This is a genomic window from Agathobaculum massiliense (assembly GCF_900291975.1).
Classification (GTDB): domain Bacteria; phylum Bacillota; class Clostridia; order Oscillospirales; family Butyricicoccaceae; genus Agathobaculum; species Agathobaculum ammoniilyticum.
In genome coordinates this window covers 2073096-2089381 of record NZ_OMPN01000001.1, presented here as the reverse complement: position 1 = coordinate 2089381, position 16286 = coordinate 2073096, and the positions used below count along the sequence as shown (strand labels likewise).

Here is a 16286-nt window from a genome sequence, read left to right as displayed (position 1 = left end):
TTTTTCTTTTCCCGCGTTACAGGTGGAACCGGCGCTGCAGCTCGGCCTTGATCGTCTGCCACTGGAACAGCAGCAGCGCAGCCAGCAGCACAACCGCCAGCCCCGTACAGACTAAGGAGGGCAGCTTGACCTTCGCCACGCCACACGCCACCAGCACTGCAGGTACGATGCCCAGCACGCACGCCCCGATAAACGGTCCTGCAAACGCGCGCACCGGCATTTTGAACAGCACGGCAAACAGCAGCATTGCCAGCAGGCCGACCGCGCATACGCAGGGCAGGACAAAATCGGCCGACCAGCCGCGCCAGCCGGTCCAAATGTCCCAAAGCACGCTCAACGCTGGGATCAACAGCACCTGCCAGCCGATATTCTGCGCAATATCCCGCCGGTAGGCAATGCCAACCGCCGCGGCCGACCACACGCACGCCGCGCCCACCGCGACGAATATCCACCACCAGTCATCCATGCCCAGAGCCAGGTTGACCAGCAGGCACACCACGGTCACGGCGATCGCCAGCAGACCCAGCAGCCGCAGCGCAAAGCTGCCGGTGAACCGCGGCTTCTCGAGCGATGGGAACACCTCGGTATCCGGTTCGGGCGTACCGGAAAGCCGGCCGCCGCACAGTGGGCAGCAGGCTTTGTGTCCGGCAACCGTTACCTTGCAGTTGGGGCATCGCTGCATAGCGCATCCTCCTCCTCGTGATACTCGTTGCTGCGGATCTCCACATCGATCCCCTCGCCGACCAGCAGCTCGAAAAAACGGCGCTGAACCTCGGTATTCTCAAACGCGGAGGTAAAGCCGAAATGCAGGCTGTTCCCAAAGGAGCAGGTGCAGAGCTGGGTTGCGTGGGTGGACATGAACACGCCGAACCCGCGCACGAACGGGTGCAGCGCCTCGGGCAGCCGGAATTTTCCCACGTTGGACAAAACCGCGGTCTCGCCCCGTTCCGCAATATCGCCGGAAATGCGGAGTACCGGATTTTTCAGTACCAGCGGGATCGGCCGCAGCACCGGATTATGTTCCAGCGCCGCCAGCTTATTCATGCGTGCGCCCAGCCGTTCAGGCGTCAGCTCGTCGCGGAACGACTGCGCCACGCACGCGATAATATCCGGCAGCGTGCCGTCCCGACGGGAAAAGTCGTACCCCACCCGTATCGTGCCGAAAAAGTTGCGCGTTGTGTGCGAGGGGAAAAAGCCGCGCAGGTCGACTGGGATGGTCAGCACGACCGGCCGCTTTTCATGCCGTACATACATCTCCCCGTGAATGGCGGCAAACAGCGCCGCGGCCAGGTAAACGGTCAGCGTGGCGCCATATCGGTGCGCCGCGTCCAGCACCTGCCGCACATCCGCAACGCCCTCCAGGATCATAAGCGCACCATCCGGCCGCTTTGCGCCCCGCAGGCGGTACGCCTTACCCGCGGAACGCTCGGCCGTGCTGCCGCCGTGCGGCCTGTAATACTTCTGGAAGCTGTCCGACCCGCGCTGGAAGACCGAGGCCTGAGGCTGTCCGTCCACACCGGCCTCCGGATGGCGCAGCGCCAGGTACGCGGTCACCAGCGCCTCAAAAAAGCCGATCGCCCCCGCCCCGTCCGCAAGCACATGGTACATATCCAGACTGGCCTTGCGCCGCCAATAGCTGACGCGGAACAGCAGCGACTTGCTGCCGTTATACAGCGGCGCGCAGGGCGGCGCATGCTCCGGCTCTACTGACGGACGCAGCGGCGTCTGCTCTAGGTAGTACCAGAAAACGCCGCGCCGCATGACCATCAGCAGGTGCGGGTACTGCATCAGCGTGCGGTCGAGCGCCTCCTGCAGCACGTCTGGCGCGACCGGCTCGGTGAATTCGCAGGAAAGGCGGAACACACCGGTATCCGACCCATGCGAGGTGGGCGGGAATATCTTGGCCGCGTTGTCCAAACGGCTCCAGCTTAGTGTTTTTCGGTTTTGTCTGTTATCCGGCATGAGCGCTGTCTCCATTCAGGAAATGATCGATCATATCATAGGTACGCCGCACCAGCTTGAACCGCATGGGAAGCGAAAAATACCCGTGCAGCGCGCCCGGCATGCGGTAAAGCATGACTGTATTGCCTGCGTCCCGCAGCGCGCGGGCATACGCCTCGCCCTCGTCGCGCAGCGGGTCATACTGCGCGGTGATCACCAGCGTGCGCGGCTGGCGGGACAGGTCCGCCGCCAAAAGCGGTGCGAAATACGGGTCGTTGAGCTTTTGGGGGTCGCCGCCCGCGTACAGTTCCATATAGTCGCTCACCCGCTTGGCGGTGAGCAGGTAATCCGTCCCGTTTTCCCGCACCGAGTCGAAGCGCGTGTGCGGGGAATGGTCGTTGTACGTCGCGGGGTAAATCAATATCTGCTGCGCGACCGTAAACTCCCCCCGATCGCGCGCCATGAGCGAAACGGCGGCCGCGAGATTGCCCCCCGCCGAATCGCCGATCAGGGTAATCTCCTGCGACCGTACGCCGAACAGCTCCGGATGCCGGTATACCTCGCGCGCAGCGGCGTAGCAGTCCTCCAGCCCCTCTGGGAACGTATGCTCGGGCGCCAGGCCATATTCCACCGACGCCACGCGGCAGCCCGTTTTCCGCGCAAGGCTGCGGCACACGCTGTTATAGGTGTCCACGCTTTCCAGCACCCAGCCGCCGCCGTGAAAAAACAGCAACAGGCGGCTGTCCGTCTGTTTTTTGGGAGAGTAGATGCGCACGCGCACCTCATGCCCGTCCCGCTCGACCCTGCGGTCCCACAGCTGGTACACCGGCGAAAGCGGCGTCCGCAGCCCGCGCAACACGCGCTCTACCTTATAGGTCCTGCCCACATCGATATTCGCGGCATAGCTGAGGGTATGCAGCGCCGCGCGCATCGCCTTGCTGATCGCCATTCGGCTTCCCCCTCCCGTTTTCCATAGTATCAGTATACCACGCTTTCCGATACGCGCAAAGCCCCTTGTTTTTTTACACGGAATTAACAGTTTCCCCTGCGTTTCCCCTTGACGCGGCCGCCGTCCGTTAGGCATAATAGAACGTGGAAAGCATGCTTTCCGGAAAGGTGATCTTTATGAACGATACGCTTTCGCTGCTCCGCTACAAAAAAGGCTTTATCTGCGATATGGACGGTGTCATCTATCACGGCAACCGCCTGCTCGACGGGGTTCCCTCATTCGTCGAGTGGCTGCAAAAGGAAAATAAGAGCTTCTTGTTCCTGACCAACTCTTCCGAGCGCTCGCCGCTCGAGCTGCAGCAAAAGCTCGCCCGTATGGGGCTGGAAATCGGGGAGGAGCATTTCTATACCTCCGCGCTCGCGACCGCGAAATTTGTCGCCAGCCAGAAGCCCGGCGCTTCGGCGTATGTGATCGGCGCGCCCGGCCTGGTCGGCGCGCTGTACGAGGCCGGCATCGTGATGAACGACGTGGATCCGGACTATGTCATCGCGGGCGAAACCAATACCTACAACTATCAGACCATCCTCAAGGCGGTCGATCTGGTGAACAAGGGCGCACGCCTGATTGCGACCAACTCCGACCTGACCGGTCCATCCGAACAGGGTATTATCCCCGCGTGCCGCGCGCTGGTTTCTCCGATCGAGCTGGCCACTGGCAAACAGGCCTATTATGTCGGCAAGCCCAACCCGCTGATGATGCGCACCGGCCTGCGTCTGCTAGGCGTGCATTCGCATGAGGCGGTCATGGTCGGCGACCGCATGGATACCGACATTGTTGCCGGCATCGAAACCGGCCTGGATACCGTGCTGGTGCTTTCCGGCTGCACCACGCGCGGGGATGTGGAAAACTATGCATACCGTCCGCACTATATTCTGGACGGCGTCGGCTGTATCCCGCCGCAAGAATAACCTCTGAAGAAAAAAATACCGCGGTGCAGGGCTCCATGTCATAGGGATATGAAGTGAACCTACCCCTCTGAGGCAACATCGATACGGCATAAAAAAGATAGCCACAAGCCATTTTGATGACTTGCGGCTATCTTTTTTATGTGTGGCTAACAAATTTTAACTATGACACAAATAATCAACGAAAAAATGCTTCATGGTAAAAAAGAAATCCTATCGATTGAAATTTGAATTGTGCAACATAGCATCAGATGTTATAATATGAAAAAAGTATTCGACAAAAAAACATAATAGTCGAGGTGATAATATGGCATTAAAGGATGCTTTGGATGTACTTAACACTCACCATATTCATTTTTTTGCAGGACAACGTTATGCATCAATTACATCGCAGCCTGCTCCAGAAGACTCAAGAGCGTGGTCACAAATACTAATTAGCATGCTCACAGGCATAGATGGAATGGCTCGACATAAAGGTCAAGATCTTGCAGATGGCTCAGATGTGAAATCAGCCAATGCTTGGTATTCAATTGATAAAGTTCGGTTTAATGGAGTCATCAAAGCTGGAACCCAAAGCCATTTGGCAGGATCAATGGCTTACTTGGATCAAATGCCCTTTCTGTTTTTCGTTATGTGGGACTGTAATCCAGTCAATGATAAGGAACGTGCTCGCGTTTGGGTCGTTCGTCCGCAGCATGATGTTTTATTTAGAGCAATAGCGCAGAACTGGTATGATCAACTTGCAACTGGAACCATTAAAAGCAACAATTTTCAGTTGCATCCGCCAGTTAATGAAAACAACGATGTATTCACCAATCGATGCGGTAATTTGTCATATCCTCTTTTATTGTCTGCAGAGTGGAATGGTCAAGAATATGATCCTGTCCATTATGACCCCAATGTTCTTGATACTGGAGTGTGTGAATGGGCATAGTTAATTTTAGATGATAGAAGGTGATATTTTTGCTCAATATACATGAATACTGTGATCTTTTTAGCGCAGTAATAGGCGAAAGCTCTCCTGAGAGTATTAATGAAAACCTAAAATCTGTAACCAGAACTATAAATATAGATGCCATTCCTGTTGTTGACAGAGTGGTTCTATCCAACCATATCCTAAAAAGCCTTTCACGCGAACATCGTATACAACTTGCACAGGCGCTGATTCAAGAGCAGATTGTTGATCAAAAGAACAAACTATCTCATTGGAGCCTTGTTACTGCGCAATCTTCTATGATCGATACAGGCTACATAGCCCAACATCTTGTCTCCCTTCAAACACAAATCGCCGGGCAAGGAATGCGCGGAAAGGGAGATGACCTTTGTGATGGTTCCGAAGTAAAAGGCGCCAATTTCATTGATTCACTGGACAAAAATGGTGCTACTGCTCCCAGGTGGAACTTTAACTCTGTATCTGTGGACATTATGGAGCGTTTTCTCGACTATAAAGCTATTTTTTTGCTTTCTATTGATTTCAACCCAAAACGCCAGTATCGCATTAGAATTTGGAAAGTAGATATTCACAAACATACTCTGTTGCGTAATCGCTATAAAGAGTGGATGCAAAAGCTCGGTTATCCAAAATTTGCAGATCCTACTCATAAGAGCATTAATTTTCAGTTGTTTCCGCCAAGGAATGGAACTGATGATAATTATGCTCGACATGGGAACGGAAGAGAAAACGGTTTTTCCAAGCTAAACATTCCACTTGAAAACACAGAAGGAGCGAACCTTATTTTCAGGGCAGACATTGTAGATGATGTTCCGGTAATTAGCGTGTTTTAAAAATAGGAGCAGCGCTATAATCAGCGTTGCTCCTATTTTTTATTAAATGTTATTTAAAACAGCAAACTTATCCGAAATCTTACTTTCGGCTGTGTAAATAAGTTTGACTGCTGCTTCAAGCTCTCTATCAACCTCTGCAACCAGTTTTTTTGCTTCTTCACTTACCGGTATGGGAATTAAAATATCTGCCAATTGTTCCCGTTTTATTCTGTTGTGTGAGGATGATGTACCAGATGTCAGGTTTTCGATTTGGCTCATTACATTTTTTGTTTTCAGCAAAAAACACAATGCATACATGCCAATTACTCCTCTTGATCTCATAATCTCGAATTCATTTGAGCAAACCAAATCTGTGTTTCTATATGGAATAACCGCCATGCGCGGAATCCTGGGGTTTATTTTCGAAAAAATCAACTCTTCAGGATAACATTTTCTTCCTTTTGAAACGGGATTGAATTTTTCTACCTCATCAAAAGCAATTGTGCAGTCAGCGTTTATATGTAACACACTAATATGTTTAATGGTGTCAGAAACCATGTAACTTTTTCTGCTTTTTGCTGTAAATTCAACGATATCTCCGAGTTTTGCAATTCTAAATCCTTCTGCTACGGAATTCCTTAAATTCTTAATAGTCTTAAATCGTTCAGCAGCATAAAAACTTGGCTTTAGATTGTTTCCGACATAATCACTCGAGTCGATCATGGTAACTGATGGACTTTCACTTAATATTTTTGTAGAAGAATTCGTACTATCAATAATGCTTTTTGCAATTGAAACCATTTCATTGGTTCCCTGCTCAATCTTAATTGGAACACCAGCGCGTTCTTTTACAATATAACCGATGTCCTTGCAGTCTGCCATGAACATTTTACCCGTTACATCCGGTTTCATTTTTCTGAGAATTAAAACACAGGTATTTGTCCTTGTGCCTGCTTGCGCAAATGTCACCGTTGGTAGTCCAATAACCCCAAGAATATTGTATTCTTTCATTAGACTATCGCGGTAAATAGAGTAAATACCTTTAGAGGCAAACACAGAATCCGGCAAAACAATTGCAAGGTAGCCACCAGGCTTTAAAATATTAATGCATTTATCAAGCATCAATAGCTCAGAGGATAATATCTTTGCTGTAGGCTTTGCGTTACTTAAAATTGGGAATTCACTCAATTCAAGATCCTGAATGCTATATTCAGCTCCAAATGGCGGATTTGTAAAAATTAAGTCTACCGCCCCGATATATTGATTTAAGTTGCTATGTCCAACGATACTATTGCCTTCGCTGATATTTGAGGCGTTACTACCGAGCAACAAGGCATTAATTTTTGATAAACGCACCATGCGATCCACTTTATCTTGACCTAATATACCGGTTAACCTGAATTGGCCAATTATTTCTGTTCGCTTATTTTCGTCGTGAATATTGTTTTCAACATACTTTGTGAAATGGGAGGAACTTTCAATAAGCAGTGTACCTACTCCGCATGTTGGATCCATTACAGTAAACGTTCTCAATGTATGCTCATCAAAATATTGCTGGCGCTGCATATCATCGAAGATAATGTCGAGTATGGCTTTGGAAATCTCATACGGGGTCATGTACTGAGCATCTTCTTTATTATTTCGGAAATTATCGCGAACAAAATGTCCGAAGCACTCGTTCACCAAATCAAAATCTGAATAGCTTCTATTTTGAATCAAATAAACAAAATCGATTTTTTCAATTTCAATAATTAATTTTTGGGCAAAATCATTTTCTGTTGGCTGAATAGCAAGCGTAGGGTTACTTCCAAAAATATTAGTACCGTCTGCATTGCGAAACAATTCTTTCTGCATTTCATTTTCACAAACATAACGCAATGCCGCTGCCACCATATCTTGATTCCCAAAGTGACTTAAAGCAACTTGCCGTATGTGCTCTAAGCTGAACTGCATACCCGACAAGGCCATTGAATAGCTCGTGCAGATGAGCTTAATCATTTCATCAAGCTTAGCGTTTGAATCATCAATTCGACCATAACTATGAAAATCTTCTCTGAGATTAAGAAGAATATCATAGAACATAGAGTAGTTAACGCCCTTGTTCATAATCTAAAACCTCCTGATTGTGGTCTATAGCTTTTGGGAGTATACCATAAAACACAACCGTCTTCAAGATGCCTATCTTGATTTTAGATAGCAATCTTGATTTTTAAAAACTATTTTTCAAAACGATAGACTTCCGCAGCTATCAATGATATTGTGTGTTGCTACCAGGAGGTGCAACGCATGAACAAACTACTGAAATGCCTCTACGACTGCTTCTATACCCCGCCAGAATTTTCGGAGCAGAAGCAGGAAGTGGAAGAATGCCACCAGGCACTAATTCAAGTGCTGGAGAAGCCGGAACGACGGCTGGTACTGCGAATCATGGATGCCCAGAGCCTGATGGCGGAGGAACGCTCCATGGACAGCTTTATCTCTGGATTTGAGCTGGCATGGCAGCTCTCCATGGAACTGAATCAATTTAAAAAAGAGCGCTCAGTCTCTCGCTGTACATCATCGAGGAGATCGGGCGCTCTTTCCATGTCTGGAGAGGAGGAAGAACCATGAAGAAACGAATCATCACTGCCGCAGTCGCCGCCTGTCTGGCCCTGTGGGCCGCTGTGTGGCCGCAGGACGAGCCAGCCGGGGAAACACCCACACCGACCACGCCAGCTGCTGTAATCGCCACACAGCCAGAAGTTCCGGAGATACCAGGAACGGAAGAAGTCATCTCACCAAAGGAAGAAAAGACGGAAGCAATACTGCCGGAACTGGTCGAGGAAGCTGATATTGTCCCGGAGCCATCGCCTGCCCAAACGCCCCCAGCGAGTGAAGTACCAGTCCCACTGGAACAGGATGCCGAACCACGACAAGAACCGGAGCCTGCCCCGGCACCTGACAGCGCACCGGACAACATGGTCTATGTGCCGGGCTTCGGCTGGATAGAAAGCCTGGGACCCAACCATGTGGAATACGCCGAAGATATGTATGAGAACGGCAACAAAATCGGAAGCATGGGATAAATGAAAAGCAGTACGGTATCAGGACAAAGCCTGGTGCCGCACTGCTTATTTTGTTTCCTGCTCCAAAGCGTCGCTGAAGATCTCATGGACATGGATCAGCGAAATAACTTCACAGAGAAACCTGTCTGCCAATTCTTTTTCGTCCATCCAGGTGGTCTGCGGCGGCACATAGTAACCGGAATCAGCCTCTGCCTGCGCTCTGGACTTGCGAATAGCTTTCTGGATGGAGAGCCACTGACCGTAAGCACCAGCGTTCAACTGTTTTCTCAGTTTCCGGATAGCGCTCTTATACGCTTTCTCCGCGCCGCTGGGTCCGTTGTAGTTGAGTCGGATGGCCAGTTCCTGAAAGGTCATGCCCTGCTCGTTGGGCTGGCCGATCCCCAGATAACAGCGCACCAAATTCAGCTCTCTGGGGCTCAGCACTTCCTCCATACGCTGGAGGAGCAGCGTCCGCCGCACGAAGCGGTCATAGGCTCTGGCCGGATCACCTCCACACCCCAAGTCAAAGACACGCTCGCCCAGAGCCTCGATCTGAAACACAGTGTGGTATTCTTCCAGCAGACGCTTGGCTACTTTGACGGAGACTTCCAACTTCTCTTGAATGGCAGTCAGCAAATCTTCTTCGGCACCCTCCTGCTCGTGTGTGGCATAGAGGAACGCCACCTGGCGCAGCTGGCGGTAACGGTCCAGCGGGAGCGACAAGGAGAAAGAACCCTGGGCGGCGCAGTCCCGCATGGCCGTCTCAATAGCGGAGGTCGCATAGGTCAGCAGCTTAGTCCCCATGGATGGGTCAAACCGCCGCGCCGCGTCCAGCAGCGCCAGCGCCCCCTCTTGCTTGAGGTCGTCCACCAGAAAGTCCTGAGAAAATTGCTCGCAGTAGCTTGCGGCCAGCATGGTCAGATATCCCTCGTTCTGGGAAAGCAGGAGTGGAGCAGCCTGCGGATCGCCTTCCTGTATGCGTTGGGCCAGATGCTCGTTGCTGGGGCAGGGAGTGTCACAGTGGTACATGCTCATGGCCGGTTCTCCCGGGCAATGCGCGCTCTCGCCTGAGCATAGATCGATTCCTGCTCCATGTCCTTTGCATAGCTGTTGGCGGCATAGTCGTTATCCATGAGTGCCTTATCCCGCAGGCTCTCCGCCACATACAGCGCTTCATTGCGCAGCTCGTCGGAGATCTTTCCTCTCTGGTGATGCTTGCGGATGGTGTTGGTGCGGGTGGTGAGCAGGCGGTAGACCGGGTGTTGTTTATTCTGCTCCTTCTGACGCATCATGGCACCGTACTGCCGGCAGGTCATGCGAGGATCCTGAGGCGCAATGCCATCGCAGTATTTCGGCATATGGCCGTTGGTGGTGAGAAAGTATGTTCCACAGCCACAGCACCGACTGGGCGCATGGCCGTGCTGCAGTCCGTTCATCAGGTCAAAGATGTAGAAGCTGATGGCGCGGTCAAAGAAATACCGGTTCACAAATACGGTTTCCTTTTCCTGTTTCGGGTGTCGGGCAAAGACGTAGGAGGATCTCAGATCCGGTGTGATGGTGAATGGCTCAACATCCGGTACCGGTAGATCACGCATCATATCCCAGAACCATTCACTGTTGAAGCAGTCCTGGGAGGCCATGGCGAAGTAGGTCTCCGTTCGCTTCTTCAGCCGCCGCAGATAGCCCTCCTCAAAATATCGTGCCGCCACGGCGAAGTGCTGAATGCCCAAGGGGATACTGAAAGCAGCCACCAGATAGCGGAAGAAAAATTCCCGAGCAGGCGAATCCGGCTTCAGCAGGTCGTTGTGGGATGCCGGGGAAAACAGCACCTCCAAAGTGTGTAACTCCTGCCCTTTATCCATCAGACTGTACGGCGGGAAGTGCCACAGGGCATCCAGCAGCTTCTCCAGAGAGGGGCGGGTCCCATCCAGCAGTTTGATAAATTCACCCCGCCCGGCCAAGGCCAGGGCCTCCACCTGATGGCTGATGGCACCGCCGTGGGTGACCAGTTCCCGCATGTTCTCCTCGGGAACATTCAACAGTTCGGCGGCAAAGTGGCCGGCCGGATAGACGGTCTCGTTGAAAAAGATCTGATCCCGCCAGACATCCATTGTCAGGTGCAGGAAATTGTTGTTCTGTTGGATTCCCAGCGGCATAGGTCTACATCCTCTGTCCTATATCTGTTTTCTGCCTGTCTTGCGATATTCTCATTTTATCAAAATCCCCCCAATAATCAAGTGAAAGGACAAGAGCCACGGTGGCCACGTGGTTCTGTCCTTATCTTTTTTACAAGGGGATGATCCTGATGAGTAAAACAAAACGACTGCAAACCATCGACGGTGAGAGCCTGATGAGCCTGCCGCTGACGCCGCTCAACTTCGTAGTGGACACGCTGCTGTCCCAGGGACTGCACATTCTCGCCGGCTCTCCCAAGGTGGGAAAGTCCTGGTTGGCTCTGTGGCTGTCCGTCATGGTAGCCAAGGGCGAACCGGTTTGGGGGATGTCCGTGAAGCAAGGCACCACTCTCTATCTCTGCCTGGAGGACTCCGTCCTCCGTATCCAGAATCGGCTCTTTGAGATCACCGAGGACGCGCCGGACAGCGTCCACTTCTGCACGGAGTGCGCCCTCATCGGCCAGGGGCTGGAGGAACAGGTAGAAGTGTTCCTCACCGCCCACCCCGATACCATGCTGGTCATCATCGACACCCTGCAGATGGTTCGTCCGGCTCGCGACGCAACCTACGCCAACGACTACCGCGACCTTTCTGTGCTGAAACGGTTGGCGGACAAACACGGCATCGCTATCCTGCTGATTCATCATCTGCGCAAGGAAACCGCTGACGATGTGTTCCACCGGATCTCCGGGACCACCGCTATCAGCGGTGCGGTGGATTCCAGCTTCACGCTGGTGGAGGAACGGCGGGGCAGCGGCAAAGCCAAACTCTCCTGCATCGGTCGCGACATTGAATACCGGGAGCTGACGCTGGAGCGCAACGGTGAAAATGTGTGGGAACTGGTGTCGGACAGCCGGACACAGCCGGAGCTATTGGAGGGGAAAATTGTTGTCCTCCTCTCTGCATTTATGAGCAACAGAACAACATTTATCGGCACTCCCACGGAGCTCTCCGAAAAGATCGACCCTGATAGAATCGAAGGGGTAACGCCCAAAAAGATCTCAAGACTGATCCTGCAAAGCGTTGAGGCCCTAAGGAAGAACGGCATTCAGGCGACGGTTCGCCGCAGCAATGGAAAACGAGTAATTGAGCTGCGCCGTGCCGATAGTGTCGATTTGGAGGGTGCCGGAGAAATCGTCCCTATCGACCCTGTCGAGGCGCTGTGCGGCGATTTGCGGGCAGTTTCCGGATGCGGCGAGAAACTCCCGCAAGGCAAAAGAAACGCCGTGTTGGGCCGTTTGTGGCCGAAGGAGGAGCGCAGGTGTTCGGCGCGGGAGAATCACCTCCTTGGAGGTGGCCAGCATCGCGTTTGTCTGGTCGTCGGCAAAGCCGCCGTCCGCCTTCCGCTTGTTTGCGGGGCGCTGCCCCACACCCCTCGTCGGCGCAAAGTCCGCACCGTTCGGAACACCTTACGGATCAGGTATTCCGAACTACGCTCCCTTGCGCCTCCTCTCCAAACGAAACCCGCTGACGCTGGGCTTTCGTTTGGTTTTAGAACACGATTATTTTGGAGGAAACGACATGAAAAAAGATATCAAATTCAGCACCCGGATGGCGTACGCAGACCGGGAGGCCATCAAGGAATTGGCGAAACGCTCTGGGATGTCCATGAGCGATTATGTGACCGCCTGCTGTTTGGGAAAGCAGGTAGTGGTCATTGATGGGCTAAAAGAAGTGCTGAAGGAGCTGAAGTCCATCGGCAGAAATCTGAATCAGCTTGTCACCCTGGCGCACATGGGGCGCGTCACGGTGGTCAATCTGGACAGCGTACGCCAGGCGTTCTCTGAACTCTGCGCAACTGTTCGGTTGATCCTCGAACGAAAGCGGGGGTGAGGGATGGCTATTATCAGCTTCACCAACTACAAGCGGGGACAGACCACCGGATGCATGGGAGCCGTGATGCGGTACACCATGCAGAACAAGAAAACTGAGTTCGAGGGGCAACGGTTGGTTACAGGCATCAACTGCCAGCCGGAATCTGTCTACGCAGACTTCATGACCACCAAGCGGCTGTATCACAAAACCGAGGGCGTACTTTTCTACCACATGGTGCAGAGCTTTCCGAAAGGCGAAGTGGTCGACCCTGTCACCGCCCATGCGGCGGCATTAAAGCTGGCTGAGTACTATGAGGAATATGAAGTTCTGGTTTGTACTCACACAGACCGGGAACACATCCATTCTCACTTCCTCATCAACTCGGTTAACTTCGATACAGGAAAGAAGCTGCACATCGCAAAGGAACAGCTCCAGGAACTGCGGCAGCGCAACGACCAGGTCTGCATGGAATTTTCTCTTCCTGTGTTCCAGCCCAAGGATAGGAAGAAAACCAAGACCATGACGGTTGGCGAGTATCACACGGCCGCCCGTGGCCAGAGCAAGAAGCTGCAGCTCATGAATATCATCAACGACTGTATGCGCCACGCCTCCAGCCGTGAGGAGTTTATTGCGCTGATGGAGAGCGAGGGCTACAAGGTGCGCTGGGAAGCGGCCCGGCGGAACATCACCTACACTACACCAAGCGGCTGGCAGTGCCGTGACCGCCTGCTGTTCGGGGACAAATATCTAAAGGAGAATATGGAATATGAATTCAGGATCAGAAAAGAAATTATCCATGGACGAGCTGTTGGAAAAGAACCGTCCCGCGCAGATGGTACAGACCATGCCGCAGTCTCCGGCGCAGGAGCTGACACCGCCTCCCGAAATGCATCCTACGAAAGCGGAGTGGGAGGAACTGCTGAGCAGCCTCTGCACACTGGGGTACCACACCGAGAGACAGACTGGCTATCTGAAGAAGATCGGCGAACTGCTGGCGCAGCTCCCGACCCGGACGCAGATGGACCAACTGCTGAAAGCGGTGAAGCATCTGGAGCAAATGAGCGAACAGGCTGGGAAGCGGAACGAGAAGCGTTTTTCTCTGCCCAGCATCAGGCTGCCCAGACTGAGTCTGCCGGACATTCCATGGACCAGTCTGCTGTTGGGACTGGCGGCCCTGGCGCTGACTGGGCTGGTACTGTGGGTGGTGTGGTCCAGCTTGGACACGCTCTGGAGCGCGGCGAGGGGCCTGCTCCCGTGAAGGATGCCACCACCACGCACTACCACGCAGACAGCAAGGCCCTCCGGAAAGAACGACAAAAGAAAATCGCCCAAGGCCACGCCCAGGACGATCACGAAGAAGAACAAACTTGGCAGCAGACCATGTGAAGGTCTGCTGTTTTTATTGCCCGAATTGGTTTCGGGGGAAAGGAACGCTATGAAAAGTGAATTCGAAGTGTATATGGAGACGGGGATTCTGGGTGGTTATATGCCGGAGCGAGCGATCGGCTACCGGGATGAAAATACGATCACGCCAATCTACCGGGATACATCTTATCACGAAACGGAACGTGGTATGGAGCTGCGTCGTAGATGATCGTGGTCGGACGAAAATTCTTTGTCCGCTCCATCTTTTCAACTGCAGAGAAAGCAAAAACGCCTACAGAGCAGATGCTCCAAATCATCGACAGTGATTTAGAAAAGGGTTCGATTTGAGGATAGACATTGGGCAGGATATACGGTATGTTTGTTGTTACCGTATCGGCTTGCCCAGAAAGGAGTAATAATGGCAAGCAATGAAAAATATACCGTCCTCTATGGCCGACTGAGTCAGGAGGACACGCAGAAAACAAATAAGACGGATGACTCGAACAGTATCCAGAATCAAAAACTTCTGTTGGAGAAGTACTCAGCTGAAAAAGGCTTTACCAATACGCTTTTCCTGTATGACGACGGTTACTCTGGAACGAACTTAGTCAGCGTGAGATAACGTAACCACACTTGCCTGTTTAGAAAAAATAATGGATATCACACGCCGACATTCAACCGCCCAGGCTGGCAGCAGGTCATGGAGCTGATGGAAAACGGTCAGGTGGAAACACTGATCGTCAAGGACATGTCCCGGCTGGGCCGTGAGTACCTTCAGGTAGGTCAGTATACGGAACTCATCTTCCCAAGCTATGGTGTGCGCTTTATCGCCGTCAACGACGGCGTGGACAGCCTGTACGAGTCTACCAATGACTTCACGCCCTTTCGGAATCTGATGAACGAGTTCTATGCCAAAGACTGCAGCAAAAAGGGCCGCTCCGTGGTTCGTCTCAAGGCAGAGACTGGCGCCAGAGTTTCTTCCCGTCCCCGCTATGGGTATATGAAGGACCCGGCAGATCCCAAACGGCACATGGTACCTGATCCTGAGACTGCTCCGGTGGTGCGGTACATCTTTGACCTCTGCGTTTCTGGGAAGGGTCCTGCCCAGATCGCAAAGCAGCTCAAGAAAGATAAAATCCCAACGCCTGGATATTCCTACTACCAGAAGCACGGAGTAGAGCTGACCGGAGTGGATATCACCCAGCCGTACAACTGGTCCACCAACACTGTCGCTGGCATTCTGGAGGATGAGACTTATCTGGGCCACACCATCAACTTGAAGTCCACCACCCTGTCCTTCAAGAATAAGAAGCGCATTGAGCGTCCCGAGACTGAGCAGCTCCGCTTTGAGAATACGCACGAGGCACTGGTTACACAACAGACCTGGGAGATCGTACAGGATATCCGCAAGCACAAACGGCGTAGAGCCAATATGGCTGAGCAGAATATCTTTTCTGGACTGGTCTACTGCCTGGACTGTGGAGGCACCATGGTACTGCACCGGGCGCACACCATGGATGCGGTGAAAAACAACTTTATGTGCTCCACCTACAAGAAGAAAGGCAAAGACATCTGCTCCGCTCATTACATCCGGGAACAGGAACTCAATGCTATCCTGTTGGATGACATACGCCGTGTCACGCACTTCGCTCGTCAGAATGAGCTGCGGTTTGCGGAGCATATCCGCAAGAAGCAGGGCAAGGAGGCACAGCAGGAGATCGCTATGCTCCAAAAGAAGATCGACACCATGCAGAAGCGCCAGGCCGAGCTGACGAAGCTGTTCAAACGGCTCTACGAGGACAGTGTACTTGGACGCATCCCGGACGAGCAGTATCGCATCCTGTCTCAGGAGTACACCGCCGAGCAGAAAGAGATCCAGGAACAGCTCCCTGCCACGGAAGGAAGACTTCAGGAACTGAAAGACTCCAGCTCCAATATTGCCCGGTTCATTGAGAATGCCAAGCGATACAGCGAGATCCCGGAGCTGACTGCTGAGATCCTGCGCATCTTCATCAAGCGAGTGGAGGTCAGTGAGCGTGCGGAGAAATACTCCCGCACAGCACCGCAGGAGGTACGCATCTACTATCGTGACATCGGCCTGGTGGACGAACTGCCTAAGAGTATGGCGGATTCTGTGTCAGAAGAAATCCCGAATGAGGTCGCATGAGCAGAAAAGGGAGGCTGTGCCGAAACACAGCCTCCCTCCACAGGAACAAATATTAAGTTATACGGGTAGGTTCATAAATTGTCCCTATGGAACGGTTCCCCA

At 52.4% G+C, this 16286-nt stretch carries 18 protein-coding genes; 12 read left to right on the top strand and 6 right to left on the bottom strand.

The features are described 5' to 3' along the window. Positions 1-16 precede the first annotated feature (16 nt). The 3 genes from DBQ51_RS10665 to DBQ51_RS10655 are packed head-to-tail and all read right to left on the bottom strand — an operon-like array spanning position 17 to position 2890. Positions 17-682: a DUF6320 domain-containing protein gene (locus tag DBQ51_RS10665; RefSeq protein WP_054327817.1), complete on the bottom strand. Its 666-nt coding sequence runs from the start codon at positions 680-682 to the stop codon at positions 17-19. Further along, positions 655-1962: a hypothetical protein gene (locus DBQ51_RS10660; protein ID WP_107631554.1), complete on the bottom strand. Its 1308-nt coding sequence runs from the start codon at positions 1960-1962 to the stop codon at positions 655-657. The genes DBQ51_RS10665 and DBQ51_RS10660 overlap by 28 nt, the downstream gene beginning before the upstream one ends. Continuing rightward, positions 1952-2890: an alpha/beta hydrolase gene (locus DBQ51_RS10655; protein ID WP_107631553.1), complete on the bottom strand. Its 939-nt coding sequence runs from the start codon at positions 2888-2890 to the stop codon at positions 1952-1954. Before DBQ51_RS10655 ends, DBQ51_RS10660 begins: the two co-directional genes overlap by 11 nt. Before the next feature lie 176 nt (positions 2891-3066). On the opposite strand from DBQ51_RS10655, the gene DBQ51_RS10650 reads away from it, so the two are divergent. From DBQ51_RS10650 to DBQ51_RS10640, 3 genes are all read left to right on the top strand, one after another. After that, the gene (locus DBQ51_RS10650; RefSeq protein WP_107632171.1) at positions 3067-3858 is read left to right on the top strand and encodes an HAD-IIA family hydrolase; all 792 of its coding nucleotides are present in this window, start codon (positions 3067-3069) and stop codon (positions 3856-3858) included. 304 nt (positions 3859-4162) lie between these two features. Next, positions 4163-4789 carry a MamI family restriction endonuclease gene (locus tag DBQ51_RS10645; RefSeq protein WP_107631552.1) on the top strand — a complete coding sequence of 209 codons (627 nt, stop codon included), beginning with the start codon at positions 4163-4165 and terminating at the stop codon, positions 4787-4789. 29 nt (positions 4790-4818) lie between these two features. Continuing rightward, complete coding sequence (locus DBQ51_RS10640; protein ID WP_107631551.1) at positions 4819-5640, top strand: MamI family restriction endonuclease; 822 nt, start codon at positions 4819-4821, stop codon at positions 5638-5640. Between the two features lie 42 nt (positions 5641-5682). Here the strand turns inward: DBQ51_RS10640 and DBQ51_RS10635 are convergent, their stop codons facing one another. Then, positions 5683-7725 carry an N-6 DNA methylase gene (locus DBQ51_RS10635; protein WP_107631550.1) on the bottom strand — a complete coding sequence of 681 codons (2043 nt, stop codon included), beginning with the start codon at positions 7723-7725 and terminating at the stop codon, positions 5683-5685. A 180-nt stretch (positions 7726-7905) separates the two neighbouring features. Between DBQ51_RS10635 and DBQ51_RS10630 the strand changes: the two genes are divergently transcribed. Then, on the top strand, positions 7906-8229 hold the full coding sequence (locus tag DBQ51_RS10630; protein ID WP_107631549.1) for a DUF6809 family protein: 324 nt from the start codon (positions 7906-7908) through the stop codon (positions 8227-8229). Beyond that, positions 8226-8684: a DUF6550 family protein gene (locus DBQ51_RS10625; RefSeq protein ID WP_107631548.1), complete on the top strand. Its 459-nt coding sequence runs from the start codon at positions 8226-8228 to the stop codon at positions 8682-8684. The genes DBQ51_RS10630 and DBQ51_RS10625 overlap by 4 nt, the downstream gene beginning before the upstream one ends. Before the next feature lie 45 nt (positions 8685-8729). On the opposite strand, the gene DBQ51_RS10620 is transcribed toward DBQ51_RS10625, so the two are convergent. Next, positions 8730-9698 (bottom strand): sigma-70 family RNA polymerase sigma factor, encoded by a 969-nt coding sequence (locus tag DBQ51_RS10620; protein ID WP_107631547.1) that lies wholly within the window; start codon positions 9696-9698, stop codon positions 8730-8732. Next, entirely contained in the window at positions 9695-10819 is a 1125-nt protein-coding gene (locus DBQ51_RS10615) for a DUF6076 domain-containing protein (RefSeq protein ID WP_107631546.1), read from the bottom strand. Before DBQ51_RS10615 ends, DBQ51_RS10620 begins: the two co-directional genes overlap by 4 nt. Positions 10820-10920: 101 nt before the next feature. Between DBQ51_RS10615 and DBQ51_RS17195 the strand changes: the two genes are divergently transcribed. The 7 genes from DBQ51_RS17195 (at position 10921) to DBQ51_RS10595 (ending at position 16184) form a co-directional block, all read left to right on the top strand. Then, positions 10921-12498 carry an AAA family ATPase gene (locus tag DBQ51_RS17195; RefSeq protein ID WP_242977902.1) on the top strand — a complete coding sequence of 526 codons (1578 nt, stop codon included), beginning with the start codon at positions 10921-10923 and terminating at the stop codon, positions 12496-12498. Continuing rightward, positions 12389-12670, top strand: coding sequence for a plasmid mobilization protein (locus DBQ51_RS17190; RefSeq protein WP_407923252.1), 282 nt, complete (start codon positions 12389-12391; stop codon positions 12668-12670). The genes DBQ51_RS17195 and DBQ51_RS17190 overlap by 110 nt, the downstream gene beginning before the upstream one ends. A gap of 3 nt (positions 12671-12673) precedes the next feature. Next, positions 12674-14038, top strand: a complete 1365-nt coding sequence (locus DBQ51_RS10600) for a relaxase/mobilization nuclease domain-containing protein (protein WP_107631544.1) — start codon at positions 12674-12676, stop codon at positions 14036-14038. 49 nt (positions 14039-14087) lie between these two features. Continuing rightward, positions 14088-14246: a hypothetical protein gene (locus DBQ51_RS16605; RefSeq protein ID WP_159068158.1), complete on the top strand. Its 159-nt coding sequence runs from the start codon at positions 14088-14090 to the stop codon at positions 14244-14246. After that, entirely contained in the window at positions 14243-14365 is a 123-nt protein-coding gene (locus DBQ51_RS17370) for a hypothetical protein (protein WP_277997734.1), read from the top strand. The genes DBQ51_RS16605 and DBQ51_RS17370 overlap by 4 nt, the downstream gene beginning before the upstream one ends. Positions 14366-14435: 70 nt before the next feature. Further along, a complete protein-coding gene (locus DBQ51_RS17185; protein WP_242977899.1) occupies positions 14436-14639 on the top strand; it encodes a recombinase family protein in 204 nt (67 codons plus the stop codon). A gap of 15 nt (positions 14640-14654) precedes the next feature. Next, entirely contained in the window at positions 14655-16184 is a 1530-nt protein-coding gene (locus DBQ51_RS10595; RefSeq protein WP_277997741.1) for a recombinase family protein, read from the top strand. Positions 16185-16286 lie beyond the last annotated feature (102 nt).